Origin of the sequence: Campylobacter hepaticus (genome assembly GCF_001687475.2) — a bacterium.
GTDB lineage: Bacteria > Campylobacterota > Campylobacteria > Campylobacterales > Campylobacteraceae > Campylobacter_D > Campylobacter_D hepaticus.
Genome location: NZ_CP031611.1, coordinates 1,063,094 through 1,089,035 on the forward strand (window position 1 = coordinate 1,063,094; position 25,942 = coordinate 1,089,035).

The window sequence follows — 25,942 nt, forward strand, 5'->3', positions numbered from 1 at the left end:
ATTGTTTAAAATAAAGGTTTTTAAATGATTAGAAAAATTATAACTTATCCCAATCCTAGGCTTTTTTTAAATTCAGAACCTGTAAAAGAGTTTGATTCTTCTTTACATGTTTTACTTGATGATATGTATGAAACTATGATAGCAGACAATGGAGTAGGTTTAGCAGCTATTCAAGTTGATATTCCTTTACGTGTTTTGCTTGTAAATATTTTTGATGAAAATGATGAGCAAAAAAAAGAAGATTTATTAGAAATTATAAATCCTCAAATCATTCCCTTAAGTGATGAAATGATAACTTGTGTAGAAGGGTGTTTGAGTATACCTGGTTTTTTTGAAGAAGTAAAACGTTATAGCCATATTTTATTAAAATATCAAGATCGTTTTGGTGCCTTTAAAGAACTTCAAGCACAAGGTTTTTTAGCTGTTGCTATTCAACATGAAAATGATCATTTAGATGGACATTTGTTTATAGAAAGAATTTCTTTTGCCAAACGCCAAAAATTTGATAAAGAATTCAAAAAAAAGAAAAAAACAAATAAGGAAAAATGAAAAAACTAAAATGTATCAATTTTCATGAAAATTTAGAGATTATAGAAGTAGAATCTACTTTTACAAGAGGGTTGCCAAATTTAAGTATAGTAGGTCTTGCAAATACAACTATTAAAGAAAGCATAGAACGTATTAAAGCAACCCTTTTAAGCTGCGGTTTTAGCTTTCCTGCTAAAAAAATCACCATCAATCTTAGCCCTTCGGGCATCCCTAAAAAAGGTTCACATTTTGATTTAGCTATTGCCTTGCTTATCATTTTACAAAATGAATCATTAGATGATTTTTTTGTAGTAGGAGAATTGGGTCTTGATGGAAGCATTAAAAGTACTAATGAACTTTTTTCTTTGCTTTTATTTCTTTCTACTAAAATTACAAAAGCTAAAATCGTTGTTCCTAAAACCATAGCACAAAAAGCTTCTATGATTCCTAATTTGGAAGTTTATGGGCTTGAAAATCTTAATGAAACCATAGATTTTTTTAAAAATAAAAACTATGAAAAATTTAAATTTTCACACAATCATCCCTTATTTCATCATCCTTTAAAAATACAAGATGAAATTTTTTTACAAAATACAGAATTTAAATTTGATTTTAAAGATATAAAAGGACAAGAAAAGGCTAAAAAAGCCTGTATGATAGCTGCACTTGGCATGCATAATATTTTACTAGAAGGTAGCCCAGGGAGTGGCAAAAGCATGTGTGCTAAACGTCTTGTTTATATCATGCCTCCACAAAGCTTAAATGAAATCTTAATGCAAAACGCTTATATGTCTTTAAATGCAAAAGATTGTGAATTTACCAAAATTCGTGCTTTTCGCCATCCTCATCATACTTCTACTAGGGCAAGTATTTTTGGTGGGGGAACAAAAAATGCAAGAATTGGCGAAGTTGCGCTAGCTAATGGAGGGGTATTGTTTTTTGATGAATTTCCCCATTTTAATAAACAAATCATAGAAAGCTTAAGAGAACCTTTAGAAGATCATCAAATTCATATTTCAAGGGTTAATTCAAAAATCACCTATGAAACAAAATTTATTTTTATAGCTGCTCAAAATCCTTGCCCTTGCGGGAATTTATTTTCTAAAAAACTCACTTGTGTTTGCACAGAAAATGAAATTAAAAAATACAAAAACCATATCTCAGCTCCTATTATGGATAGAATTGATCTTTATGTAGCTATGGATGAAATCGATCAAAAAGATAAAACAAGTATTGATTCTAAAGAAATGAGTGATAAAATCTTACAAGCTTTTATCTTTGGTAAAAAACGCGGGCAAAAAGAATTTAATGCTAAGCTAAAGGATGAAGATTTAAATCAATTCTGTACTTTAGAAAAGGATGCTAAAGAGATTTTAGATCTTGCTATTTCGCGTTATAAATTGTCTTTAAGATCTTTTAATAAAATTTTAAAAGTTTCAAGAAGTATAGCAGATTTAAATCAAAGTCTAAATATTAATAAAAGTCATGTTTTAGAAGCTTTGGGTTTTAGAATAAAGCATTAAATAGGGAAATTTTAATTTAAATAACCTATAATGATAAAAAATATTTTTGGATAAGCATGAAAGCTATTGTTGATGATATAAAAACTTTAGAAAAAACTCTTATAGATAAAGGTTTAAATGAGCTTATTTTGATGGAAAATGCTGGTATTAAACTGGCTAAAATAGTAAAAAAATACGCCAAAAAACTCAATATTAAAAATTCTGAAATTTTATTTTTACTTGGTGGGGGAAATAATGGTGTAGACGCTTTAGTAGCCCTAAGACATCTTAAACAAACAAAGGCTTATAAACTTGGTTTTAAAGAAAATGCCTATTTTAAAAAACAAGAACAAATTTTAAAAAATTTTGGCTTTAAATTTATGCAAAAAGAGCCTAAATTAAAAAAATTCAAACTCATTGTTGATTGTATTTTAGGTACAGGTTGTAATCGTGCTTTAGATGAAAAATACCATTCTTTAATACAAAAAGTTAATCAAAGCAAGGCTTTTAAAATTGCTTGTGATTTACCCACTAATTTAGGATTTCAACCTTGTTTTAAAGCTGATCTAACAGTTTGCATGGGGGCTTTAAAAACAATTTTACTTGAAGATTTTGCCAAAGAATCTGTAGGTAAAATCAAAATAGGCAATTTAGGCATCCATACTAAACAATTTCAAGCTCCTAGTACTCATTTTTTGCTTGAAAAAAAAGATTTAAAACTTATTAAAAGGAAGATTAATTCTCATAAGGGAAATTATGGTCATGTTTATATAGTAGCAAGTGCTAGTGCTGGAACTTTAGCAGGACTTGGAGCTTTAAATTTTGGCGCAGGGCTTGTATCTTTAATCGCACAAAAAAGTTTTTCACCCCTTTTAATGCTAAAAGAAAAAATCGAAAAAAATGCAAATGCTATTGCTTTAGGTATGGGACTTGAAAATTTAGATTTTTTAAAAGAAGAAATTTTACAAAATATCCCCTTGGTTTTAGATGCTAATGTTTTTTTAAGTAAAACTTTACTAGGATATTTAAATAGAAAAGATGTGATCATAAGTCCTCATCCAAAAGAATTTATAAAACTTTATAAAATGTGTTTTAATCACAATTTAGATCTTGAAATACTTCAAAAAAATCGTTTCTTATATGCTAAGGCATTTACTCAAAAATATAATTGTGTTCTTGTTTTAAAAGGAGCTAATACTATTATTGCCCAAAAAGAAAAACTTTTTGTTTTAAATATAGGCAATGCATGTTTAGCTAAAGCCGGTAGTGGAGATGTTTTAAGCGGTATGATAGCTGCACTTTTAGGATCAGGCTTTAATGCCTTAGAAGCAGCAAAAAACGCCTGTTTGGCTCATGCACTTGTTGCAAAAAATTATAAATTTAATCACAATAGCTTTGATGCTTTAAAACTTATAAAAGGATTAAAATGCTTATAAAATTGGCTGTACTTTTTAGTGGAAATGGGAGCAATTTAGAAAATATTTTAGAAAAACTTCATCAAAAAACCATAGGTGAAAATACTTATGAAGTTGTGCTTTGCCTTTGCAATAATAAAAATGCTTTTGGCATACAAAGAGCTAAAAAATATAATCTTGAAAGTGTTATTATTGATCATAAAAATTATAAAACACGAGAAGATTTTGATAGAATTTTAGTACAAAAAATCAAAGAAAGTGAAGTAGACTTAACCGTTTTAGCAGGTTTTATGAGAATTTTAAGCCCTGTTTTTACAAAAGAAATTAAAGCTATTAATTTACATCCTTCTTTATTGCCTTTATTTAAAGGAGCACACGCTATAAAACAAAGCTATGAAAGCGACATGAAAATAGCTGGAGTAAGTGTACACTGGGTTAATGAAGTATTAGATTCAGGGGAAATTATTGATCAAAAAGCTTTTGAAAAACAAGATTTAAGTTTTGAAGAATTTAAAGCAAAAATTCATGCTTTAGAACATGAAATTTTACCTTTAAGTATAATAAAAATTTTTTCTTAATGGCTAAAAATATTTACTTTAAAACTATAAAATTACTTTTTAGTTTTATTAAGGAATAAAATGTTTGAATGTATTTTTAATCCTAATGCTTGGATTACTTTAATCACTCTTAGTGCGCTTGAAATTATTCTAGGGATTGATAATATCATTTTTCTAGCAATTTTAGTTAGTAAATTGCCTCAAGAGCATCGCAACAAAGGACGCATTTTAGGTTTAGCTTTTGCTATGATTACTAGAATTTTACTTCTTTTATCTCTTTTTTGGGTTATGAAGCTTACTACTCCTTTATTTAGTGTATTTGAAAATGAAATTTCAGGTAGAGATTTGGTGCTTTTGTGTGGTGGATTATTTCTTATTATCAAATCTATTAAAGAAATTAAAAACCAAATTTCTCATCAAGAGGAAAATCATAACCATTTTAAAGCTAGCACTAAACTTTGGATAGTAGTTATTGAAATTGCTTTAATTGACATTGTTTTTTCACTTGATAGTGTAATTACAGCAGTAGGTATTGCTCAAGATATTAGCATCATGATTATAGCAGTAATCATAGCAGTAATTATCATGCTTTTTGCTTCTAAGGCTATAGCAGATTTTATAGACAAATATCCAAGTATTAAAATTTTAGCTTTAAGCTTTTTAGTATTAATAGGAGCAGTTTTAGTAGCCGAAGGTTTTAATTTGCATATTAATAAAGCTTATATTTATACAGCTATGGGCTTTGCTTTAATAGTGCAAATTTTAAATATTTTAGATGAGAAAAAAACGAATAAAAATACGCATGAAAGTAAACTTTAAAAAATATCATCAATTTAAAGTAAAAGATAATGTTTAATCTGTTTTGAAGATGGTTTTAAAAAACTTTTAAAATATATAAATATTTTAAAAGTTTAATCTACTAAATGCTCTATTCTTGATCTTTATGGGTTTTTTTAACAACCTTAACACGCTCTATGGAATTACCATTCATTTTTTTAACTTCATAATAACAAAGTTCATCTTCTATACGATCTCCTACTACAGGTAAACGCCCCAAAAGATTAAAAACATAACCTCCTATGGTTACTTGTTCTAAATCTTCATCATAGCTTATTAAAAGCATTTCTTCAACCGTTTTTATATCACAACGCCCTTGAAATTGATAAATATTCTCAGCAAGTTTTTTATAACTATCTTCTTCATGTTCGCTTTTAATTTCCCCAATAATTTGTTCCATAATATCTTCCATGGTTAAGATTCCAGCAGTACCTCCGTATTCATCAACCACTAATGCCGTATGAGAACGTTCTTTATTCATCATTACAAGTACTTTTGATATACTAAGGTTCTCAGGAACCAAAATTAAAGGTTTAACAAAAACATCTAAATTTTCATTTTTATGACTTAATTCATTTTGTATAAGATCACGTATATGTATCATACCCAAAATCGTATCCTTAGAATCATCTATATAAGGAAAACGTGTATGTTTATGCTTACAAATAATTTGCATATTTTCTTGATAGCTTTTTTTCTTATTTAAACAAACCATATCTTTTCTAGGTGTCATGATCTCTTTAGCAACCGTATCTGAAAAGTCTACTGCATTGCGTATGATCTCAGTTTCAAATTCATCCAAAATTCCACCTTTTTGGCTTTCACTTGCTATAATTTTAATTTCTTCCTCACTATGGGTTAATTCACTTTCTTTAACAGCTTTTATACCAAAAAGCTTTAAACTCATAGCTGCTAAAAAATCAAAAATTTTAATACAAGGCAAGAAAAACATCCAAAACCAATGAAGAGGTCTAGCTATTAAAATCACAATCTTATCAGCAAGGGTAATAGCAATGCTTTTTGGTACAAGCTCCCCTAAAACCACATGCAAAAGAGTAATAATACTAAAAGCGATAATAAAAGCAAGAGTATGGATAAAAACTGTACTAAAACCAAGATTAAGAAGAGGAATGGCTAGAATTTTTGCTATAGCAGGTTCACCTATCCAACCTAATGCAAGTGAACTTAAAGTGATTCCTAATTGACAAGCACTAAGATAAGTATCAAGTTTTGAAGTAATTTCTAAAGCTTTTTTAGCTCCTGGTTTTTTTTCCTTCATCATTTCTTCAAGTTTTGAACGGCGCACTTTAACAATACTAAATTCAGATAAAACAAAAAAGCCATTTAAACACACTAAAGCTAGTGCAACAACAATCATAAATATAGAATACCCTATATCAAAAGATACCGTGGGTAAAGTTTGGTTTAAATCTAAAACCTGACTGGGGTCCAATGAAGCTCCTTAAAATCAAATATCATTAAAACTAATTATACACAATTAAAAGTAAATTTAATTTACCCACTTAATATATTTATGAAACAATTTAAGCTTTATAAGAAATATTTTTTTCAAATTCTTTTAGACGCTTATATATACTTCTAAGCTGGGTAATAGTTGTCCAATTTGTAATAAAAACACTAAAAGAACTCCTTACTTGATCAAAAGCATTATTAATTTGCATGACTATACCAAGTCCAATAAGTCCTGTAAAAAGTCCTGGAGCCATAATTAAAAATGGAACAATAACTATCATTTGCTCAAATAAAATAAGCCAAATATTAAAATAACCATAATGCAAAAATAAACGTTTATAATTTAATTTAAGTCCTGTAAAAAGCTCTATCATGGTTTCATTTTTAGCATATTGTTGACGGTTGTCTTCTGCATAAACAAGCTCTTTTCTAAATGCTGCTTCAGCTTTTTGATTATTATATTCAAGTCCTGGAAGTTTAATTCCTACAAACCATGATATAATCAAACCCCCTAAAGAAATAATAAGAGCAACATAAACAAGTAAACCATCAATATTTTTTAAAAAATAAAAACTGGAATTTTCACTTAAATTTGCAAATAAAGCCTTACTCACAACATCACTTAAAGTCCATAAAATTGGTATAAATGCAACAAGAGTCATTAAAGCTTTTATAAAACTAAGTCCTAAACTTTCAACAATTTTAGAAAAATTATAAGTATCTTCTTGAATTCTTTGAGAACTTCCTTCTATATTGTCATTTTTATTTTTCCAATATTTTAAATACTCAAAAGTCATAGCCTCACGCCATTTAAAAGCATAAATACTAGCAAAATAAATATTAATAGTGGCAATTAAAACATAAGGAATAGCAATAGCTAAAAATACTGAGATTAAAGCATAAAAATCATTGATAGAATAATCAGGTTTTTCAACCATAGCTTTAGAATGGAAAAAATATTCTAATAAATTTTGATAATAATAAAGTGCACCTTTATTAATAAAATTAGCTTTTTTAAAATTTTCATCAGCTTTTTTATTAGCTTCTTGAATTAAAGTTTCATTATTATCAAAATCTATTTCTAAATTTTGAGCAGATTTTGAATTCAAAGCTTGTATTTTGGGTTTTTGTAAAACATTATAAAAATCACTATACCATGAATTAATGGCTACATTAAGACTTGTTTGAATAAAAAGAAAAAAAAGCAATAAAAAAAATCCCGAATAAGCCCATAAAGCCCATTTTTTACTCCCAAAAAATGAAGAAAACATAATACACTACCTTAAAAAAAATTCTTACAAAAAGTTTTATTATAGCAAAAAATGACCATAAATATTATTTTATATAAAAAATCTATAAAAATTTTTAAGATTAAAATTAATTTTGATAATAAAATTATTTATCATTTAAATTGCATCTGTATTTACTTTTTAATATTAATATTTCTTATCAAAAAATATTTTTAAAAAGGATAATAATGAAAAAAATTTTTTCTACATTCTTATTAAGTATTTCTTTATTAAGTGCTACAGAACTTAATATTTATTCAGCAAGACATTATGATGCTGATTTTCAAATTATCAAAAAATTTAAAGAAAAAACAGGTATTAAAGTTAATCATACTCAAGCTAAAGCTTCAGAACTTATAAAAAGACTTTCGCTAGAAGGAACTAATTCTCCTGCAGATATTTTTATCACAGCAGATATTTCTAATCTTGCAGAGGCTAAAAATTCAGGCATTTTAGCTCCTGTAGAATCTGAGTATTTAGAAAAAACTATACCGCAACATTTAAGAGATAAAGATAAACAATGGTTTGCTATTACAAAAAGAGCAAGAATTATTGCATATAATAAAAATGCAAATACAGATATTAGCAAAATGAAAAATTATGAAGATTTAGCAAAACCTGAATTTAAAGGACAAATTGTTATGAGAAGTGCTACTGCTCCTTATAGTAAAACTCTTCTAGCTTCTATTATAGTAAATGATGGGGATAAAAATGCTAAAGCTTGGGCTAAAGGCTTACTAGATAATCTTGCAACAAACCCAAAAGGTGGCGATAGAGATCAAGCTAGACAGGTTTTTGCAGGTGAAGCAAAATTTGCTGTTATGAATACCTATTATATAGGTCTTTTAAAAAATTCTAAAAATCCAAAAGATGTAGAAGTTGGAAATTCTTTAGGTATTATTTTCCCAAATCAAGACAATAGAGGAACTCATATTAATATTAGTGGTATTGCCATGACAAAATCAAGTAAAAATCAAGAAGCTGCCAAGCAATTCATGGAATTTATGTTAAGTCCTGAAATTCAAAAAATCCTTACGGATACGAATTATGAATTTCCTATAAGAAACGATATAGAATTAAGTCAAACAGTAAAAGATTTTGGCAATTTTAAAGAAGATCAAATTCCTGTTAGTGAAATAGCAGAAAATATTAAAGAAGCTATTAAAATTTATGATCAAATCGGTTTTAGGTAATGTATAAAAATTTAAAATATTATAAATTAGGGGCAATTTTACTTGCCCTTTTACTTGCTTTACCTGTTTTTGGTATTTTTATCGAGCTTTTTTATATCATTTTTCAAAATTTTAATACAAATGATACAAGCACATTTTTACCTATTAAAGCAAATCTTGAACATTTTTTTAATTATTTATTTTTAAAATTTGTTAAAGATACTTTTATAATTACCATAGGAGTATTATTTTTAAGCTTAGTTTTAGGAATTAGTTCTGCTTATTTGATTGCAAATTATGATTTTTATTTTTGTAAAATCTTAGAAAAATTACTCATTTTACCCTTAGCCATACCTGCTTACATTTTAGCTTTTGTCTATGTTGGTATTATGGATTTTCAAGGTTTTTTTCATGAAAATTTTGGTTTTAGAATCAATTTTTTTAACCACTATGGGGTTATTTTCGTTTTAGGAATTTCTTTATATCCTTATATATATTTATTTGCTAAAACAGCCTTTAAAAGTGAAGCTATAGAAGCTTATGAAGTAGCTAAAATTATGAATTATTCTGAATTTAGAATTTTTACTCGTGTAGCACTTTTAAGCGCTAGACCCGCTATTATTTCTGGAGCCTTACTAGTTTTAATGGAAACTTTAAGTGATTATGGTGCTTCTGCTTATTTGGGAGTTGATACTTTTTCAGCTGGAATTTTTAAACTCTGGTATGATTTAAATGATTCTTATTCTTCTAGTGTTTTATCAGGAATTTTAATGCTTTTTGTTTTTTTAATTATATACATAGATTATTATTATAAAAACAAATATCATTACAGTTTTAATCAAAACTTAGTCCTTTTTCTTAAAAAAAGAAATTTAAACCGCACTAAACAAATTTTGTGCTCTTTTTATTGTTTTATGATCGCTTTATTAGGTTTTATTTTACCTTTTATTTGGCTTGTTTATTGGGGTTTAAAAGATACAAAACTCTTTGAATTAGAATTTTATATGATTAGTTTACAAACCATAGTTTTAGCTTTAATCACTGCTTTAATTACAAGCTGTTTGGCTTATTTTTTGATGTTTAGTTCAAGAATTATTAAAAACCATTTTTTCAATTTATTTATTTTAAAAATAAGCTCTTTAGGTTATTCTATACCTGCTGCTGTTTTGGGTATTAGTATGATCATACTTTTTATATCTTTAGATAAAATTTTTCATATAACTTTATTAGGAAATTCTTTATTTGTTCTTATCTTTGCTTATATTATTCGCTTTTTAGCAAGTGCAATTTATTCTTTAGAAGGAGGATATAATAAAATTCATTTAAATGTAGATGAAGCCAGTTTAAATTTAAGACCTAGCTATCTTGTTTTATTTTTAAAAATTCATACACCTTTAATGAAGCATTTTTTATTTTTAGCTTTTATTATTGTATTTATTGACACTATAAAAGAATTACCTTTAAGTAGAATTTTAGCACCCTTTGGTTTTGAAACTTTAAGTGTCAAAGCTTTTTGGTTTGCAAGTGATGAAAGAATTTATGATGCAGCCTTGCCTTCATTACTTATTGTTTTACTTTCTTTAATAGTTGTTATATGGATAGATAAAATCACAAGGAAAGACAATGCTAATAATTAAAAATTTATCTAAAAATTTTGGAAAAATACAAGCTTTAAAAAATATTAATCTTCACATTAAAGAAGGAGAATTTTTAAGTATTTTAGGAGGAAGTGGAAGTGGGAAAAGTACACTTTTAAGAATTATCGCTCAGCTTGAACAAGCAAGTTCTTATGAATTGTTTTCCTGTAAAAGTGAAGCAGCAATGATGTTTCAAAACTATGCTTTATTTCCTCATTTAAATGTTGAAAAAAACATACTTTTTGCTCTTTATGATAAGAAAAATAAAAAAGAAATTTTAGATCACTTACTTAAAACTTTTGAAATTGAAGAATTAAAATATAAAAAAATTAATGAAATTTCAGGAGGACAAACACAAAGAGTTGCTTTTGCTAGGGCTATAGCAAGAGGTCATAAGCTTTTATTATTAGATGAACCCTTTTCTAATCTTGATCAAAATTTAAAACAAGATTTAAGAACAGAATTAAAAAAACTCATACAAAATCAAGGCATTACAGCTATCATGGTTACTCATGATATAGAAGATGCTTATTGCATGTCTGATCAAATTGCTTTTTTAGATAAAGGAGAAATTTTAGCTCATGGAAAACCACAAGATCTTTATTTTAACCCTACTCATAAAAGTGCTAATATTTTACCTAATTTAAATATTATTAATCAAGAGCTTGATTTAGAAGATGATTTTTTCAAATGGATAGCTTCAAAAAATTATACCTTTGGTTATGCTGAATTTAAACTAGGAAATCGTTTTGAGGCGAAAATTTTACAAAAAGAATTTTTAGGTGCTTTTTATAGAATAAAAGCAAGTTATAAAAATATAGAATTTTTTATTTTATTAAGTTCAAATTATCATTTAGAAGAAAAAATAAATTTTGATATTATCAATTTTTAGCTAAAATTCACAAAAATTCTTTAAGGACTTATTTTATGAAAAATCTTTTAATTATAGGTGCTGGTGGAGTAAGTCAAGTAGCAAGTGTAAAATGTGCAATGAATTCAGACACTTTTAGTAATATCACCTTAGCTAGTAGGACAAAAAGTAAATGTGATCAAATCGCTGCTTTTATCAAAGAGCATTTAGGAATACAAATTCAAACAGCACAAATTGATGCTAATGATACTGCCGCAGTAGTGCAACTTATTAAAAAAACAAAAGCTGATCTTTTACTTAATGTAGCTTTACCCTATCAAGATTTAAGCTTAATGGATGCTTGCATACAAACTAATATCCACTATATAGATACAGCAAATTATGAACACCCTAGTTTAGCTAAATTTGAATATAAAGAACAATGGGCAAGAAACGATCAATTCAAACAAGCAGGTATTTTAGGACTTTTAGGCAGCGGATTTGATCCTGGGGTAACAAATGTTTTTTGTGCTTATGCGCAACAAAATTTATTTGATGAAATTTCTTATATAGATATTTTAGATTGTAATGCTGGAGATCATGGTTATGCCTTTGCGACTAATTTTAATCCTGAAATTAATTTACGTGAAGTTTCAGCTAAAGGACGTTACTGGGAAAATGGAAAATGGATAGAAACAAAACCTATGGAAATAAAAATGGAATGGGATTATCCAAAAATTGGTATCAAAGATAGCTATTTACTCTATCATGAAGAACTTGAAAGTTTAGTAAAAAATATTAAAGGCTTAAAAAGAATACGCTTTTTTATGACTTTTAGTCAAAACTATCTCACTCATATGAAATGCCTTGAAAATGTAGGCATGCTAGGAATAAAACCTATAATGCATCAAGGGCAAGAAATCATTCCTATTGAATTTTTAAAAACCCTACTTCCTGATCCTGCAAGTTTAGGGGCACGCACAAAAGGTTATACCAACATAGGCTGCGTCATTAGAGGAATTAAAAACGGTCAAGATAAACAAATTTATATTTATAATGTTTGCAATCATGAAAAATGCTACGAAGAAACAGGTGGACAAGCTGTAAGTTATACAACAGGTGTTCCTGCTATGATAGGTGCTAAACTTATTGCTAAAGGAATTTGGCAAGGTAAAGGTGTATTTAATATGGAAGAATTTGAAGCTAAACCTTTTATGGAAGAATTAAACTCACAAGGACTTCCTTGGAAAATTATACAAATGACTCCAAGCTTAGGACAAAAGTAAGTTTAACTTACTTTTGTCCTATATAAATAAAATGTTCTACACTTCCTTCAAAATTATATAAATTAATCAATTCATAATCTCCCCAAAATAAAGGTTTAAAAGGTTTAAAATCATTTTTTAATTCTTCTACATCTTTAGTAAAACGTATATAAGAAGAACCACTTAATCTACCACTTGGACATCCTTTAACCTCACGCAATCCATTTGGCATAAGCTCTCCTCTTTCATACATACTATAACCTTTATCGCTCATCATGGTTGCAAATATAATAGCCCCATCATTACACAAATCATAAAATTCTTGTATAGTTTGATTAAAAGCTTCTTTTGTAAGATAATACAAACTTTGATTTGCAAATATAAAATCCATTTTAACATCAAATAAATGCTTAAAACTAGAATTAGGAGATATAATATGAAAATTATTAGGATTTAAAATAGGATCTTTTTGCCAAACATTTTTTAAACTAGAAACTATATCAATACCATAAGGCTCAATGTCTGCTTTAGTTACATTACTAAAATATTTAGAATGCACCCCATTTCTACAACCAAAATCAAGCAATTTGCCACTAGTTTTATGCAATTTAAATTTTAAAATTCTTTCATAAAACCTTATAACATGTCCATCAGGGTATTACAATCCATAAGATTCTTGTTCATATTTTTGAGTATAAGCAGCTAAAGAATTATCCATTTTCTTCCTTTTTGTGTAGAATTAAACATAAAATTCATTCTAACACAAAAAGGATTAAAATCATTTTATAGGATGAAGTTCATTTGCATAAAAACTAACAGAGTTCATTCCTTCTTTTAAAGCCCATTCATAAGCTTTTGCAACAAAATCCCAATTAATATGAGTATAAAATTTTTCTAAATAAGCAGGACGTGCATTACGATGATCTATATAATAAGCATGCTCCCAAACATCTACAACAAGTAAAGGAACTTTATCTTCGCTAATAGGAGTAGCTGCATTTGAAGTACTTACAAATTCTAATTTTTGATTTTTGGTATTATAAACTAACCAAAACCAACCAGAACCAAAAACTCCTGTTGCACCTTTAATAAATTCAGCTTTAAAATTATCCAAAGAAGTAAATTCTTTTTCTAAAGCTTCTTTTAAGTTAGTATCCATACTTTCACATGCACCCCCACAACCACAGCTTGGCTTAATACAATCAAAATAAAAATCATGATTATACACTTGAGCTGCATTATTAAATATCGCTCCACTTGAAGTTTTAATAATACTTACAAGATCTTTGTTTGCAAATTCACTATCTTTAATAAGATTATTTAAATTTGTTACATAGGTATTATGATGTTTACCATAATGATAATTAAAAGTTTCAGCACTTAAAAAATCACCAAAAGCATTAATATCGTAAGGCAATTTTCTTAATTCAAACATGATATTCTCCTTCTATTTTTAAATTGGCATTAAAAATATTACCATAATAAAAATTAAAAAGAGTAAAAATATCTTAAAAAGAACATAAATAAAACTTAATTTTTTATAAAAAATATCTTATGCAAACATGGAGTGATAATTAATATTAAAAGCATTTAAACTATGATTTAAGACATAAAATTATAGAAAGCATAATGGTGACCCATACGAGACTCGAACTCGTGTTACCGCCGTGAAAGGGCGATGTCCTAACCGCTAGACGAATGGGCCAAAAAAATAAAAATAAGTTAGAATTATACATTTTTATTTCTTAAAATTTAATTAATTATATCCATTTTACTTCATTTTACTTATAAAATTTTTAATCATAATTTAAATATAAAGATTCTTATTTGCATTAAATAATTTAAGAAAAATTAATATTTTAAACTTGATTAAAAAAATTATTTTACTTTCACTTTAATTAGTAATTATTTTTATAATATAATTACTAATACAAATTATTAATAGCTTTTTTATCTTAATTATGGCTACTAACTTAAAGATTAACTTTTATACTAAAATTTAATTTTGTATTATTTAATAAAGCTTATTTTGAAAATGTTTTATTAAATCTTAAAAAAATAATTTGCTCAATATTAATTAGAATTTACTTCTAAGCAATGTTAAAGCTTTATCAAATTCCAAAGCTGTACTTTGAAATTTTTTATTAAAAGTTCTTTGTCTTTTAGCTAATTGTATAGTATGCATACTAATAAGATCTTCAAGCTCATTTAAAGAAATTTTACCATCTAAATATGCTTTACATTCTTTTAAACCTATAGAATTTAAAGCCTTAAGATTATTATCAAAACGAGAAAAAAGCATTTTAGCTTCATCTATGAGACCATTATTTAACATATCTTTTGTTCTCATTTTAATACGCTTTTTTAAAATTTCCTTATCCCACACAAGCTCATAAATTTTTATATTTTCAAGCACTCCTTTTTTATGCGTCCTTTTTAAAAATTGGCTAGGAATTTCTCCTGTTTGTTGATAAACACTTAACCATTTTTTCAATCGATAAGTATCATTTTTTTCTATTTTATATTCTGGATCAACGCTAGATAAAAGGGCATAAATTTCTTCATTACTTAAAGAACTTTCAATTTCAGAAATTTTCTGACTTAAACCATCTATCATAGTTTTTAAATAAAAACTTGTCCCACCTACTATAATCAAAGGCAGCTTATAAAACAAAGCACATTCTTTTGCCTTATAGTATTCTTTTATAAATAATTCAACATTAAAATGTTCATCCACACTTAATAAATTAATTCCAAAATATTTTAAATTTAAAAGCTCATCATAACTTGGTTTAGCATTAGCAACATTAATCTCTTTATAAACACAAAGACTATCAAGACTTAAAATCACAGCATTAAATTCTTTTGCTAAAGTATTTGCGATATAAGTTTTCCCACTTGCTGTTGTTCCTATGAGTGCTATTTCAAAAAACATTTCAATATATTTATCCTAAAATTTATAAAAATTTTAGTAAAATCATAACAAAAAATATTTTAAAGTAAAGAAATGAATACATTTTGGATAAAAATTAAGCATATTTTAGAACTTGTTGTATTTAAACATTCTATTTTTGCCTTACCCTTCTTACTTTCATCAATGATGGTTGCTTCAAAACTTACTTATGATAGCGCTTGGTTTGGATTTAAAGCTTTAATTTTAGGCATTATTTGTGCTATAAGTGCAAGAAATTTTGCCATGGCAAGCAATCGTTTAATGGATGAAGATATTGATAAAAACAACCCTCGCTGTGCAAATCGTCCCAATATTAGCGGAAAAATAGGGCGTAAAACCATATGGATATTTATCATTTTAAATGCTATTATTTTTATACTATGCTCCTATTTTATCAATGCTCTAGCTTTTTATCTTTCTTTTCCTGTACTTTTTATTTTAGCTATTTATTCTGCTTTTAAACGTTTTAGTTCTTTAGCCCATTTAGTTTTAGGATTTTGCTTAGGGCTTGCACCTATTGCAGGAAGTATTATAGTTATGGGAAAAATTCACCTTTATAGTGTGATTTTATGCTTAGGTGTTAGCTTTTGGACAAGTGGGTTTGATTTACTTTATTCTTTACAAGATATGGATTATGATAAAAAAGTAGGTCTTTATTCTATACCAGCTAAATTTGGTCTTAAAATCACACTATTTATTTCAGCTTTTTTCCATGTATTAGCGGTATTATTTTGGCTTTTATTTGTGTGGGAAGTTTGGGGCATAGCTCTTGGAAATATTGCTCTTATTGGAGTGATTATTAGTGCTATAATCTTAGCTTTAGAACATAAAATTATTCATAAAGATTTTATCCATATTAATAAAGTATTTTTTACTTTAAATGGATATTTAAGTATTATATTTTTTATTTTTATTTGGATTGATTTATTATGGAATTAACCTTATTTAAAACAAATTGCAAAGCTGATTTAGAATCTTGTGAAATAGAAAATAATCGTTTTTTAGAAGAATACTTAAAACTTGGAAGTATTGCTCAAATTGCAAAATGGAAAAAACTTGCTTTAAATACCGACTTTGATGAAGGTGAAAAGATAATTTTTGATTTACTTTTAAGCTTAAAAGAAGATATTTTAAGACTTGAAAATTCCCTAAACCGCGATAAAACACTCTTAAAACTTAAACAAGAAGGTATAATAGAAGCTTTAAACTTTGAATATTTAAATTTTTCAGACAATATTTTAGAAAAAGATAGCAATTATTATTTAAGATTTGATTTAAATAATCAAAAAATAGCTGTTTTTATCAAAGCTCAAAATAACAAATTGGCTAAAATCATTAAAATCAAGCCTGAAGATAAAATAGCCTTTGATGCCTTTGTTGTAGAAATTCAAAGAGAGCTCATAAGGAACAAGAAAGGATAAGCAATGTATGATGATGTACTTTATTTAATTTTTACAATAATACTTTTATTAGCAATATTAGCTTATATGAACATAAAAGAAAAAGAAAACAATCTCAAAATTATAAAACTTCAAAATGTTATAGAAGATATTACCGAAGAACTTCATTATTTTCGAAAAGAACTAGGGTTCAAAGAAGATGAAGAAGATGAAGATTATAAAACCACTTTATTAAAAGAAGAGATGAAAATTGAACTTGATAAGCAAATTAGTGCCAAAATAACCCCTGTACTAAGAACATTAAAAACCATGGAACACATAATAGAGGATTTTCAAAATGAACAACAAAATCGCCTTTTAAATTTAGAACAAAAAGCTCAGAGCATGATTAAATTAACCCCTAACTTTGAAACAGAAGAACAAAAAATCGAAAATCTTTTTAAAGAAGGTAAAAGCATAGAACAAATAGCAAAAGATTTGCGTATTGGTACTGGAAATGTAGAACTTGTTCTAAAATTTAAAAAATTAATAAAATAAAAAGGAGGACAACATGCTCATAGATCAATTTGGTAGAAAAATAAATTATCTTAGAATTTCAGTCACACAAAGATGCAATTTTCGTTGTCTTTATTGTATGCCAAAAATTCCTTTTGATTACCAAGCTAAAGAAAATTTATTAAGCTTTGAAGAACTTTTTTTATTTGTTAAAGCAACTATTGATGAAGGTATAGAAAAAATTCGTATTACAGGAGGAGAACCTTTATTAAGAAAAGATTTAAGCACTTTTATAAAAATGATTCATGATTATAAAAATGATATTGATCTTGCTATAAGCACAAATGGATTTTTACTAAAAGATTTTGCTAAAGATCTTAAAGATGCTGGACTTAAACGTCTTAATATTTCGCTTGATACACTAGATAAGAAAAAGGCTAAAACTCTTACACAAAAAGATGTTTTAGATAGTGTTTTAGCAGGAATTGATGAAGCTTTAAAAATGGGTTTAAAAATCAAACTCAACACTGTAGCTCTTAAAAATCTAAATCACGATGAATTAATCTCTCTTTTAGAATTTGCAAAATCCAAAAATAGTCAGATTCGATTTATAGAATTTATGGAAAATACTCATGCTTATAGAAAATTGCAGGGTTTAACAAGAGATGAAATCATACAAATTTTAAGTCAAAAATATAAGATCAAATTGATAAAAAAAGATGAAAAAGCCCCTGTAAGCATTTATAGTGCAAATGACTATGAATTTGGGATTATAGATCCACATAGTCATGAATTTTGTACTTCTTGTAATCGTATACGTTTAAGTGCTGAAGGGCTACTTATACCATGTCTTTATTTTGATGAAGCTTTAAGTATAAAAAAAGCAGTAAGAAAAGGTGATATCAAAGCCGCTTTAGCAATTTTACAAGAAGTTTTAAAAAACAAACCAGAAAAAAATAAATGGAATATTATAGACAATGAAACTTCTTCACGTGCTTTTTATGAAATTGGAGGTTAATATTGGATCTTGTTGAAAGTTTTTTAAGTATACAAGGAGAAGGAAAATACAGTGGAAAATTAGCTATTTTTATGCGTTTTGCAGGATGTAATTTTAATTGTTCAGGTTTTGGTGTAAAAATATCAAAAAATGATAAAGTTCTCCTAGGTTGTGATACCATAAAAGCTGTCTTTACTAAGGAATTTCAAAAAAATTATGAAAATTTAAATGCTCAAAAACTCTTTGATAGAGTAATAACATTAAAAAAGCATTTTAATCCTATTGTAGTTATCACAGGTGGGGAACCTTTAATCCATCATGAAAACCCCGAATTTATAAATTTCATTAAAATGCTAATAAAAGCAAATTTACAAATACATTTTGAAAGCAATGGTAGCATAGAAATTGATTTTGATAAATATCCTTTTTATAAAAAATGCATTTTTGCTTTAAGTGTAAAACTACAAAATAGTGGAGTTGCAAAAAATAAACGATTTAATTTTAAAGCTTTAAAAGAAATTAAAATGCATGCAAAAGATAGCTTTTACAAATTTGTTCTAGATGTTAAAACACTCAATCATTCATCTTTAGAAATTGAAGAAATCATAAAAGAAGTTCCTAATCAAATTTTTTGTATGCCTATGGGTGAAAATGAACAATGTATAAGAAAAAATGCACAAGAAATTGCTGAATTTTGTATTAAAAATGGTTATAATTATTCTGATAGAATTCATATTCGTCTTTGGAATGATAAAGAGGGTGTATGATTATAAGAAAATTATTTGAATTTGAAAACGCACATATTGTTAGATTTTGCTCATCTAAACGTTGTAAAAGCAGTATTCATGGGCATTCTTATAAGGTAGAAGTTTTACTTCAAAGCCAATACTTAGATAATGCTGGTATGGTTTACGACTTTGGTCTTTTAAAAACATATATACGCCAAATTATTGATAGCTTTGACCATAGTATTACTCTTTTTAAATATGATGATAAAAGATATTTAGAAGAAATGAAAAAGTATTCAAATCGTTGGGTTTGCCTGCCTGTTAACGTGAGTGCAGAAAATTTTTGTCGTGTTTTTTTTATACTTATTGATACTTTATTACAACAAACTAAAATGATAAATGGGGAACAAGGCGTTAATTTACAAAGCATTATCGTTCATGAAACAAGAACAGGTTATGCACAAGGCTTCAAAGAAGATGCTTATAGTCCTAATATGCCAAAAATTTCTTTTGAAGATATAGAATTTTCAGACACTATTAAAGCAGAATGGAATGATATAAATTTTTACGAAAAACTCAAAAATAAAGAAATTTTTATTAATCCGAAGGAGGTTTAATGCAAAAAACTAAAATATTAATTATTTTAAGTTTTTTTTTATTATTTTTCATGGCTTGCTCTAATGATAAAAAAAATACTTCTAAAACTCAAAATACAGTTGAAGAAATCATCCAAATAGAACAAAATGATGAAAAAACAGAATTAAGCGATTCTAACCTACCTCTACCTGTTGATGATGAAATGCAAACTTCAAAAAATACCTATGAAGTCAATCTTAGCGTTATAAGCTCTTTATATAAACAAAAATGCGCTTCTTGTCATGGAGAAAAAGGAGAATTACAAATCAACCATAATCCAGCTATTAAAACCCTTAATAATAAAACTTTTATACAAAAAATAAAAATATTAAAAGATAAAAATCATAGTTTTTTAACTCAAGAGCAAATCTATAATTTAGCTGATTTTATTAATAAAGGAAAATTATGAATCAAAGCTATGAGTTTTTTTTAGCCTTACATCTTTATAGCCTTTATGCAAGTGGTTTTTTAATGCTTTTTTATCTTATTTTAACGCAAGGAAATTTTAAAACTGAATTTATTTTTATACGTAGAATAAGATTATTTTTACCAATTTATTATTTATTTTTAGCTTTAATAATTTTTACAGGTTGCTTATTATTATCTATTAAACAATTTCAAATGAATTTAAACATTTGGATTATGATTTTTTCTTGGATTTTAATCTTTGCTTTAGCTATTTTTCATTTTATTTGTTTTAAAAAAGCAAGAAGATTTAGAAGATATACGAATTTTAGATGGCTTAGTTTTTTAATTTTGCTTTGCGAAATCTTTTTATTATTTTTACCTTTTCTTATAAAAAGATACATATAAATGCAATTTTTATATCATGAGCAAGCAGGTCAAAAACTAATACAACTTCAAGATAAAGACTTTAATCATTTAAAAGTAAGAAGGGTTAAAGAAAATACAAAACTTAATCTAAGAAATTTACAAGATCATTTCCTTTATGAATACACAATCACTCATTTAAAAAGAAATTCTTGTATTTTAAAATTATCCAATAAATTCATTCAAAATCAAGAACAAAGTAAGCTTAGTTTGGCTTTAGCAGTTATAGATACTAAAGTTTTAGAAAAAACCTTACCCTTTTTAAATGAACTTGGGGTAAAAACATTACATTTAGTTTTTACCCATTTTTCACAAAGAAATTTTAAAATAGATTTAAAAAGATTAGAAAAAATTATTATTGCTTCTTGTGAACAATGTGGAAGAAATGTAAAAATGAATTTAAATATCTATAAAAGTACTCAAGAATTTGCTCAAAAATTTCCTAATGCAATTATGATAGACTTTGAAGGGGAACAAAAAAGCGATTTTAAAGAAGAGGAATTATATTTTATAGGTCCAGAAGGGGGATTTAACAAAGATGAAAAAATATTTTTTCATCAAAAAATCGCTCTTAAGACTTCTAATATTTTAAAAAGTCAAAATGCTGTCATTGCAATAGCAGCAAAAATTTTGATTTAATTTTTTCTTAAATTAATATATTTTTTATATTAAATAAAATATAATTACAGCTTATTGTTTTATTTTTTAAGGAAAATTAATGAAAAAAGAAATACATCCAGAATATATAGAATGTAAAGTAAATTGTGCTTGTGGAAATACTTTCATAACCAAATCAAACAAAGCAGAATTAAAAGTAGATATTTGTTCAAATTGTCATCCTTTTTTTACCGGTAGTGAAAAAATAGTAGATGCTACAGGTCGTGTAGAGAAATTTAAAAGAAAATACTCAATGCAATAATTATGCTTTATTTTATTCCTACTCCCATAGGAAATTTAAATGATATTTCTTTTAGAGCTTTAGAACTTTTAAAGACTTGCAAAATTATATTTTGTGAAGATACAAGAGTAAGTAAGTCTTTAATTAAACTATTGAATACAAAATTTCATACTAATATAAATATTTCTCAATTTATACCTCTGCATTCTCATAATGAAAAAAAAGTTCTAGATGAAATTGATTTAAATATTTTTAAACAAAATATAGCGTATTTAAGTGATGCAGGAATGCCAGGCATTAGTGATCCTGGAAGAACTTTAATAGAATTTGCCCAAAAACACCAAATTGCTTATGAAGTATTAACAGGTGCGAATGCAGCTTTAGTTGCACTTGTAAGTTCAAGTTTTTGTCAAAAAGAATTTATTTTTATGGGATTTTTAGCACCCAAAGGCAAAGAAAGACAAAAAGATATAAAAAAAGTTTTACATAATCCTTATGTAAGCATTATTTATGAATCTCCAAAACGTATTTTATCTTTAATTGAACAAATTGCCCTTTTAGATCCCCAACGCGAAATTTTTGCCATCAAAGAAATCAGTAAAAAATTTGAAAATAAATTTAAAGCTAACGCACAAGAACTTTTGCATATTTTAAAAACAAGCAATTTAAATGGAGAATGGGTAGTGGTTGTAAAAGCCAAAGAAGAAAATTTCTCTGAAAATCTTCTTTGTGAAGAAGATATTTTAGAGCTTGATCTGCCTTTAAAAAATAAAGCAAAATTATTAGCTAAAATGAATGGAAAAAATCCAAAAGAACTTTATCAAAAACTGCTTTTAAGACAAAATTAGGTAGAATAAAAAAATGATAGTTTATGGAAAACAAATATTTTTTTACATTTTAGAGCATCATAAAGATCTTATTAATGAACTTTATCTAGCTAAAGAATGTGATAAAATGTCTTTTGCAAAAATTCTAAAAAGCGGTTTTAAAATTAAAAAGCTTGATTTTAAAAGTGCTCAAGCCTATGCAAAAGGTGGAAATCATCAAGGTTTTTTACTTGATATTAAACAAAAATCTTTTACAAGTTTAAATGAAGTTAAAAACAATGATTTTATTGTAATGCTTTATGGAATTAGTGATGTTGGAAATATAGGGGCTATCGTACGTACAGCTTATGCTTTAGGAGTAGGAGCTTTAATTTTTATTGGTGAAAAATTAGCTATGCAAGGTGTGATTCGAACAAGTAGTGGAGCAGCGCTTGATTTACCTATTGTAATAAGTAACAATGCTTTGGATGTGATAAATGAACTCAAACAAGCAGGATTTTACTTTTATGCTAGCGATAGCTCAGGTAAAACAATCCATAGCATTACAATAAATAATAAAAAAGTTTTGATTTTAGGCAGCGAAGGTTTTGGTCTAAGTTCTAAAATTATAAAAAAATGTGATGAATGTGTTGGCATAACAATGAAAAATAATTTTGATAGCCTCAATGTTAATGCTGCTTTTGCAATACTTTGTGATAGGATGATAAATGCTTAATTGGAAAAAAATACAAGAATTAAATTTAAAAGAAGTTGCGGCTAAAACGCAGATAGAACTTGATTTTCTAGAAGCTTTAGTAGAAAAAAACTTCAGTGTTTTAAGTCGTTTTAATGTCAAAGGTTTTCTTAAAATTTTAAGCCGAGAATATGAACTTGATTTTAGTGATTTTAATGAAGAATATGAACACTACCTTAATGAAAACAATCCCAATCCACAAAAAAAATCAAAGATCATAATCACAAAATTAGAAGCTTATAGTCAAAAAACTTCCTCTATTTGGCCCTTTTTTATTATTTTTATCATTTTAATTATTATAGTAATAACTATATATTATTTTGATACATTAAAAACCTTATTTAAAGATGAACAAAACAATACTAGTGCAACAGTAATTAATATTATAGGTCAAGCTCAAGAAAATTTAAAATCTTTAGAAAATAATGTTGTTATCATAGACAATGATAAAATTAAAGAAGCAAATCAAAGCTATCAAAACATCACTACATCAAATCAAAACATTCAATTGCAAGAAAATGAACAAAATATTAGCACACAAAATCACACCCTTGAAAATAACCAAACTTTAACCCATGAAGAGGAAATTCTCCATACAAAAACAACAAAAACTGATATTTTAAATCAAGCATATTTTCAAACTTCTACAAAAATTTGGATAGGCTTAATAGATTTAAAAAATCTTAAAAAAACAAGTTTTGTTAAAGAAAAAGATTTTAATATTTCTTTAGATAAAGATCAACTCATGTTAACAGGAGCTGCTTCTTTAACCATGATCAATCAAGAAAATCAAGAACATAAATTTCCTGCTGGCAACTTAAAACGTTTTTTAATCAAAGATGGAAAAATCACAAGTATTTCAGCTGCTGAATTTATAAAATTAAACAAAGGTAAAGAATGGTAAAAAAAATTATTATTCTTACCTTATATCTTAACTTATCTTTTGCAAGCTCAAGTTTTGAATTAGCAAAAAATTTAGTAAACAATCCCAAAAAAAATTCTCAACTTGAATTATTATTTTTAAATAATCCTTATTTAGATGATAATGGAAATTGTAATATTGCTAAAATATCTCAAATACTAAAAACCAATTCTTTAATCACTTTAGTTCTACCAAATCCACAAAATTTAAGATTAAATTTTAAAGCAAAAGCTGATGAAATTATGTTTTTTAAAATTTTATCAGATGTTTTAAATGATGCTGGTTATGTCTATTTTATTCCTACAGATTTAATATTAAGAGAAGGTAATATTGATTATACCATACAAGTAGAGTCTCAATATATACTAGATCCTGGTACCCTTTATAATCTTTTAAAAGAAAATTCTGTTTATATAGATAACATTAAACGTATTGGAACTTATGATTATGAATATAATTTAAATTTCACTAATGCTATATTAAAAACTAATATCAATTTAACTTTAAATACTCCAAAATCTTTAGAAAAACCTTTAAAAGATTATGTATTAAATTTAAAAAATGCCACAAATTTGATTGTTGATGCAAATGATTTAGACAATTGGTTTCCTAAAATCTTTTTTCTAGATCAAAATCTTAATTTAATTAAAGCAATAAAAAGCAATAATAAAAATAACCACTTTTCAGAACTCATTCCAAACGGTGCTATGTATGCCATTATAAGTGATATGTATAGTTTAGACAATATTCGCAGAGGTTTAAAAATTACCTTAAAAAAATAAAGGAAAATAATGTTCGATGAAATCCGTTTTAACACTATAGAAAGACTTCCAAACTATGTTTTTGCAGAGGTAAATGCAATTAAAATGGCAGCAAGACGTGCTGGAGAAGATATCATCGACTTTTCAATGGGAAATCCCGATGGCAAAACTCCACAACATATTATTGACAAACTTTGTCAAAGTGCAAACAAAGATAAAACTTCAGGTTATTCTACTTCTATGGGAATTTATAAACTTCGTTTGGCAATTTGTAATTGGTATAAAAGAAAATACAATGTCACTTTAGATCCTGAAAATGAAGTTGTAGCCACTATGGGATCTAAAGAAGGCTTTGTAAATCTTGCTAGAGCTATCATTAATCCAGGTGATGTTGCTATAGTACCTACTCCTGCTTATCCCATCCATACTCAAGCTTTTATTATAGCAGGAGGGAATGTAGCAACCATGCCATTAATTTATAATGAAAAATTTGAATTAAATGAAAATCAATTTTTTGAAGATTTGCATAAAACCTTAAATGAAAGCATACCACGTCCAAAATATATTGTAGTCAATTTCCCTCATAACCCAACAACTGTAACTTGTGAAAAAAGTTTTTATCAAAGATTAATTACAATAGCAAAAAAAGAAAGATTTTATATTATTTCAGATATAGCCTATGCAGATTTAACCTATAATGATTATAAAACCCCTTCTATTTTAGAAGTTGAAGGGGCAAAAGATGTAGCAGTAGAAACTTACACCCTATCCAAATCTTACAATATGGCAGGTTGGCGTGTAGGTTTTGTAGTAGGAAATAAACGCTTAATCAATGCACTTAAAAAAATAAAATCTTGGTTTGATTATGGTATGTACACACCTATTCAAGTGGCTGCTACTATAGCCTTAGATGGGGATCAAAACTGTGTAAATACAATTTGCAATACCTACTATAAAAGAATGAATATTTTAACTGAAGCTTTTGAAAATGCGGGATGGAATTTAGAAAAACCTAAAGCAAGTATGTTTGTTTGGGCAAAACTTCCTGAAAATAAAAGACATTTAAAAAGCTTAGAATTTTCTAAACAACTCCTACAACGTGCTAATGTTGCAGTAAGTCCTGGTATAGGTTTTGGTGAAGCTGGAGATGATTATGTAAGAATTGCCTTAATTGAAAATGAAAATCGTATACGACAAGCTTCACGTAATATTAAAAAATATTTAAAAGAATAAATC

General features: G+C 26.7%; 28 protein-coding genes, 1 tRNA gene and 1 pseudogene. 24 read left to right on the forward strand and 6 right to left on the reverse strand.

Annotated features, from left to right (window positions below):
• Window positions 1-24: 24 nt before the first annotated feature.
• Genes def through A2J15_RS05210 form a run of 5 tightly spaced genes read left to right on the forward strand, consistent with a single transcriptional unit; the run spans window position 25 to window position 4,821 of the window.
• Window positions 25-549: a peptide deformylase gene (gene def / locus A2J15_RS05190; RefSeq protein ID WP_066778616.1), complete on the forward strand. Its 525-nt coding sequence runs from the start codon at window positions 25-27 to the stop codon at window positions 547-549.
• Window positions 546-2,051 carry a YifB family Mg chelatase-like AAA ATPase gene (locus A2J15_RS05195; RefSeq protein ID WP_066778614.1) on the forward strand — a complete coding sequence of 502 codons (1,506 nt, stop codon included), beginning with the start codon at window positions 546-548 and terminating at the stop codon, window positions 2,049-2,051. Before def ends, A2J15_RS05195 begins: the two co-directional genes overlap by 4 nt.
• Window positions 2,052-2,107: 56 nt before the next feature.
• Window positions 2,108-3,466 carry a bifunctional ADP-dependent NAD(P)H-hydrate dehydratase/NAD(P)H-hydrate epimerase gene (locus tag A2J15_RS05200; RefSeq protein ID WP_066778612.1) on the forward strand — a complete coding sequence of 453 codons (1,359 nt, stop codon included), beginning with the start codon at window positions 2,108-2,110 and terminating at the stop codon, window positions 3,464-3,466.
• Window positions 3,457-4,023 carry a phosphoribosylglycinamide formyltransferase gene (purN, locus tag A2J15_RS05205; protein ID WP_066778610.1) on the forward strand — a complete coding sequence of 189 codons (567 nt, stop codon included), beginning with the start codon at window positions 3,457-3,459 and terminating at the stop codon, window positions 4,021-4,023. Before A2J15_RS05200 ends, purN begins: the two co-directional genes overlap by 10 nt.
• 60 nt (window positions 4,024-4,083) lie before the next feature.
• A complete protein-coding gene (locus A2J15_RS05210) occupies window positions 4,084-4,821 on the forward strand; it encodes a TerC family protein (protein ID WP_066778609.1) in 738 nt (245 codons plus the stop codon).
• A gap of 109 nt (window positions 4,822-4,930) precedes the next feature.
• Here A2J15_RS05210 and A2J15_RS05215 read toward each other — a convergent pair whose 3' ends face one another.
• Together A2J15_RS05215 and A2J15_RS05220 are read right to left on the reverse strand one after the other, a co-directional pair.
• The gene (locus tag A2J15_RS05215; RefSeq protein WP_066778608.1) at window positions 4,931-6,292 is read right to left on the reverse strand and encodes a hemolysin family protein; all 1,362 of its coding nucleotides are present in this window, start codon (window positions 6,290-6,292) and stop codon (window positions 4,931-4,933) included.
• Window positions 6,293-6,383: 91 nt separating this feature from the next.
• Window positions 6,384-7,583, reverse strand: a complete 1,200-nt coding sequence (locus A2J15_RS05220) for a putative transporter (RefSeq protein ID WP_066778605.1) — start codon at window positions 7,581-7,583, stop codon at window positions 6,384-6,386.
• Between the two features lie 206 nt (window positions 7,584-7,789).
• Between A2J15_RS05220 and A2J15_RS05225 the strand changes: the two genes are divergently transcribed.
• Genes A2J15_RS05225 through A2J15_RS05240 form a run of 4 tightly spaced genes read left to right on the forward strand, consistent with a single transcriptional unit; the run spans window position 7,790 to window position 12,546 of the window.
• Window positions 7,790-8,794 carry a Fe(3+) ABC transporter substrate-binding protein gene (locus tag A2J15_RS05225; RefSeq protein WP_066778603.1) on the forward strand — a complete coding sequence of 335 codons (1,005 nt, stop codon included), beginning with the start codon at window positions 7,790-7,792 and terminating at the stop codon, window positions 8,792-8,794.
• The gene (locus A2J15_RS05230; protein ID WP_066778602.1) at window positions 8,794-10,410 is read left to right on the forward strand and encodes an ABC transporter permease; all 1,617 of its coding nucleotides are present in this window, start codon (window positions 8,794-8,796) and stop codon (window positions 10,408-10,410) included. Before A2J15_RS05225 ends, A2J15_RS05230 begins: the two co-directional genes overlap by 1 nt.
• The gene (locus A2J15_RS05235) at window positions 10,397-11,302 is read left to right on the forward strand and encodes an ABC transporter ATP-binding protein (protein ID WP_066778600.1); all 906 of its coding nucleotides are present in this window, start codon (window positions 10,397-10,399) and stop codon (window positions 11,300-11,302) included. The genes A2J15_RS05230 and A2J15_RS05235 overlap by 14 nt, the downstream gene beginning before the upstream one ends.
• Before the next feature lie 35 nt (window positions 11,303-11,337).
• On the forward strand, window positions 11,338-12,546 hold the full coding sequence (locus tag A2J15_RS05240; RefSeq protein ID WP_066778598.1) for a saccharopine dehydrogenase family protein: 1,209 nt from the start codon (window positions 11,338-11,340) through the stop codon (window positions 12,544-12,546).
• Window positions 12,547-12,553: 7 nt separating this feature from the next.
• On the opposite strand, the pseudogene A2J15_RS05245 reads toward A2J15_RS05240, so the two are convergent.
• The 4 genes and pseudogenes from A2J15_RS05245 to miaA form a co-directional block, all read right to left on the reverse strand.
• A pseudogene (locus tag A2J15_RS05245) lies at window positions 12,554-13,243 on the reverse strand (class I SAM-dependent methyltransferase).
• Between the two features lie 60 nt (window positions 13,244-13,303).
• On the reverse strand, window positions 13,304-13,960 hold the full coding sequence (gene sodB / locus A2J15_RS05250) for a superoxide dismutase [Fe] (RefSeq protein WP_066778596.1): 657 nt from the start codon (window positions 13,958-13,960) through the stop codon (window positions 13,304-13,306).
• Between the two features lie 195 nt (window positions 13,961-14,155).
• A tRNA-Glu gene (locus A2J15_RS05255) sits at window positions 14,156-14,230 on the reverse strand.
• A 372-nt stretch (window positions 14,231-14,602) separates the two neighbouring features.
• Complete coding sequence (gene miaA, locus A2J15_RS05260; protein ID WP_066778593.1) at window positions 14,603-15,460, reverse strand: tRNA (adenosine(37)-N6)-dimethylallyltransferase MiaA; 858 nt, start codon at window positions 15,458-15,460, stop codon at window positions 14,603-14,605.
• A gap of 72 nt (window positions 15,461-15,532) precedes the next feature.
• On the opposite strand from miaA, the gene mqnP reads away from it, so the two are divergent.
• The 15 genes from mqnP (at window position 15,533) to A2J15_RS05335 (ending at window position 25,939) form a co-directional block, all read left to right on the forward strand.
• The gene (mqnP, locus tag A2J15_RS05265; RefSeq protein WP_066778591.1) at window positions 15,533-16,417 is read left to right on the forward strand and encodes a menaquinone biosynthesis prenyltransferase MqnP; all 885 of its coding nucleotides are present in this window, start codon (window positions 15,533-15,535) and stop codon (window positions 16,415-16,417) included.
• Window positions 16,408-16,899, forward strand: a complete 492-nt coding sequence (locus A2J15_RS05270) for a hypothetical protein (protein WP_066778590.1) — start codon at window positions 16,408-16,410, stop codon at window positions 16,897-16,899. Before mqnP ends, A2J15_RS05270 begins: the two co-directional genes overlap by 10 nt.
• Before the next feature lie 3 nt (window positions 16,900-16,902).
• Window positions 16,903-17,415, forward strand: coding sequence for a hypothetical protein (locus A2J15_RS05275; protein ID WP_066778589.1), 513 nt, complete (start codon window positions 16,903-16,905; stop codon window positions 17,413-17,415).
• Window positions 17,416-17,428: 13 nt separating this feature from the next.
• Window positions 17,429-18,391: a GTP 3',8-cyclase MoaA gene (gene moaA, locus A2J15_RS05280; RefSeq protein ID WP_066778588.1), complete on the forward strand. Its 963-nt coding sequence runs from the start codon at window positions 17,429-17,431 to the stop codon at window positions 18,389-18,391.
• 2 nt (window positions 18,392-18,393) lie between these two features.
• Window positions 18,394-19,137, forward strand: a complete 744-nt coding sequence (locus tag A2J15_RS05285; protein ID WP_066778587.1) for a 7-carboxy-7-deazaguanine synthase QueE — start codon at window positions 18,394-18,396, stop codon at window positions 19,135-19,137.
• Entirely contained in the window at window positions 19,134-19,715 is a 582-nt protein-coding gene (locus tag A2J15_RS05290; RefSeq protein WP_066778583.1) for a 6-pyruvoyl trahydropterin synthase family protein, read from the forward strand. Before A2J15_RS05285 ends, A2J15_RS05290 begins: the two co-directional genes overlap by 4 nt.
• Window positions 19,715-20,143: a c-type cytochrome gene (locus A2J15_RS05295; RefSeq protein WP_066778581.1), complete on the forward strand. Its 429-nt coding sequence runs from the start codon at window positions 19,715-19,717 to the stop codon at window positions 20,141-20,143. The genes A2J15_RS05290 and A2J15_RS05295 overlap by 1 nt, the downstream gene beginning before the upstream one ends.
• The gene (locus A2J15_RS05300) at window positions 20,140-20,547 is read left to right on the forward strand and encodes a hypothetical protein (RefSeq protein WP_066778579.1); all 408 of its coding nucleotides are present in this window, start codon (window positions 20,140-20,142) and stop codon (window positions 20,545-20,547) included. Before A2J15_RS05295 ends, A2J15_RS05300 begins: the two co-directional genes overlap by 4 nt.
• Window positions 20,548-21,204, forward strand: a complete 657-nt coding sequence (locus A2J15_RS05305) for a 16S rRNA (uracil(1498)-N(3))-methyltransferase (protein ID WP_066778578.1) — start codon at window positions 20,548-20,550, stop codon at window positions 21,202-21,204. It begins immediately after the preceding gene.
• A gap of 79 nt (window positions 21,205-21,283) precedes the next feature.
• Window positions 21,284-21,484, forward strand: coding sequence for a 50S ribosomal protein L31 (gene rpmE / locus A2J15_RS05310; RefSeq protein WP_066778577.1), 201 nt, complete (start codon window positions 21,284-21,286; stop codon window positions 21,482-21,484).
• 2 nt (window positions 21,485-21,486) lie between these two features.
• Window positions 21,487-22,311 carry a 16S rRNA (cytidine(1402)-2'-O)-methyltransferase gene (gene rsmI / locus A2J15_RS05315; protein ID WP_066778576.1) on the forward strand — a complete coding sequence of 275 codons (825 nt, stop codon included), beginning with the start codon at window positions 21,487-21,489 and terminating at the stop codon, window positions 22,309-22,311.
• Between the two features lie 13 nt (window positions 22,312-22,324).
• Complete coding sequence (locus A2J15_RS05320; protein ID WP_066778574.1) at window positions 22,325-23,005, forward strand: TrmH family RNA methyltransferase; 681 nt, start codon at window positions 22,325-22,327, stop codon at window positions 23,003-23,005.
• A complete protein-coding gene (locus tag A2J15_RS05325) occupies window positions 22,998-23,927 on the forward strand; it encodes a helix-turn-helix domain-containing protein (RefSeq protein WP_066778570.1) in 930 nt (309 codons plus the stop codon). The genes A2J15_RS05320 and A2J15_RS05325 overlap by 8 nt, the downstream gene beginning before the upstream one ends.
• A complete protein-coding gene (locus A2J15_RS05330; protein WP_066778567.1) occupies window positions 23,921-24,727 on the forward strand; it encodes a hypothetical protein in 807 nt (268 codons plus the stop codon). Before A2J15_RS05325 ends, A2J15_RS05330 begins: the two co-directional genes overlap by 7 nt.
• Before the next feature lie 9 nt (window positions 24,728-24,736).
• Window positions 24,737-25,939: an LL-diaminopimelate aminotransferase gene (locus tag A2J15_RS05335; RefSeq protein WP_066778565.1), complete on the forward strand. Its 1,203-nt coding sequence runs from the start codon at window positions 24,737-24,739 to the stop codon at window positions 25,937-25,939.
• The last annotated feature ends 3 nt before the right edge of the window (window positions 25,940-25,942 follow it).

Bases quoted from the DNA above. Each gene is read 5' to 3' on its own strand.
- def (WP_066778616.1), top strand. From the start codon at position 25: ATGATTAGAAAAATTATAACTTATCCCAATCCTAGGCTTTTTTTAAAT.
- A2J15_RS05195 (WP_066778614.1), top strand. From the start codon at position 546: ATGAAAAAACTAAAATGTATCAATTTTCATGAAAATTTAGAGATTATA.
- A2J15_RS05200 (WP_066778612.1), top strand. From the start codon at position 2,108: ATGAAAGCTATTGTTGATGATATAAAAACTTTAGAAAAAACTCTTATA.
- purN (WP_066778610.1), top strand. From the start codon at position 3,457: ATGCTTATAAAATTGGCTGTACTTTTTAGTGGAAATGGGAGCAATTTA.
- A2J15_RS05210 (WP_066778609.1), top strand. From the start codon at position 4,084: ATGTTTGAATGTATTTTTAATCCTAATGCTTGGATTACTTTAATCACT.
- A2J15_RS05220 (WP_066778605.1), bottom strand. From the start codon at position 7,583: ATGTTTTCTTCATTTTTTGGGAGTAAAAAATGGGCTTTATGGGCTTAT.
- A2J15_RS05225 (WP_066778603.1), top strand. From the start codon at position 7,790: ATGAAAAAAATTTTTTCTACATTCTTATTAAGTATTTCTTTATTAAGT.
- A2J15_RS05230 (WP_066778602.1), top strand. From the start codon at position 8,794: ATGTATAAAAATTTAAAATATTATAAATTAGGGGCAATTTTACTTGCC.
- A2J15_RS05235 (WP_066778600.1), top strand. From the start codon at position 10,397: ATGCTAATAATTAAAAATTTATCTAAAAATTTTGGAAAAATACAAGCT.
- A2J15_RS05240 (WP_066778598.1), top strand. From the start codon at position 11,338: ATGAAAAATCTTTTAATTATAGGTGCTGGTGGAGTAAGTCAAGTAGCA.
- sodB (WP_066778596.1), bottom strand. From the start codon at position 13,960: ATGTTTGAATTAAGAAAATTGCCTTACGATATTAATGCTTTTGGTGAT.
- miaA (WP_066778593.1), bottom strand. From the start codon at position 15,460: ATGTTTTTTGAAATAGCACTCATAGGAACAACAGCAAGTGGGAAAACT.
- mqnP (WP_066778591.1), top strand. From the start codon at position 15,533: ATGAATACATTTTGGATAAAAATTAAGCATATTTTAGAACTTGTTGTA.
- A2J15_RS05270 (WP_066778590.1), top strand. From the start codon at position 16,408: ATGGAATTAACCTTATTTAAAACAAATTGCAAAGCTGATTTAGAATCT.
- A2J15_RS05275 (WP_066778589.1), top strand. From the start codon at position 16,903: ATGTATGATGATGTACTTTATTTAATTTTTACAATAATACTTTTATTA.
- moaA (WP_066778588.1), top strand. From the start codon at position 17,429: ATGCTCATAGATCAATTTGGTAGAAAAATAAATTATCTTAGAATTTCA.
- A2J15_RS05290 (WP_066778583.1), top strand. From the start codon at position 19,134: ATGATTATAAGAAAATTATTTGAATTTGAAAACGCACATATTGTTAGA.
- A2J15_RS05295 (WP_066778581.1), top strand. From the start codon at position 19,715: ATGCAAAAAACTAAAATATTAATTATTTTAAGTTTTTTTTTATTATTT.
- A2J15_RS05300 (WP_066778579.1), top strand. From the start codon at position 20,140: ATGAATCAAAGCTATGAGTTTTTTTTAGCCTTACATCTTTATAGCCTT.
- A2J15_RS05305 (WP_066778578.1), top strand. From the start codon at position 20,548: ATGCAATTTTTATATCATGAGCAAGCAGGTCAAAAACTAATACAACTT.
- rpmE (WP_066778577.1), top strand. From the start codon at position 21,284: ATGAAAAAAGAAATACATCCAGAATATATAGAATGTAAAGTAAATTGT.
- rsmI (WP_066778576.1), top strand. From the start codon at position 21,487: ATGCTTTATTTTATTCCTACTCCCATAGGAAATTTAAATGATATTTCT.
- A2J15_RS05320 (WP_066778574.1), top strand. From the start codon at position 22,325: ATGATAGTTTATGGAAAACAAATATTTTTTTACATTTTAGAGCATCAT.
- A2J15_RS05325 (WP_066778570.1), top strand. From the start codon at position 22,998: ATGCTTAATTGGAAAAAAATACAAGAATTAAATTTAAAAGAAGTTGCG.
- A2J15_RS05330 (WP_066778567.1), top strand. From the start codon at position 23,921: ATGGTAAAAAAAATTATTATTCTTACCTTATATCTTAACTTATCTTTT.
- A2J15_RS05335 (WP_066778565.1), top strand. From the start codon at position 24,737: ATGTTCGATGAAATCCGTTTTAACACTATAGAAAGACTTCCAAACTAT.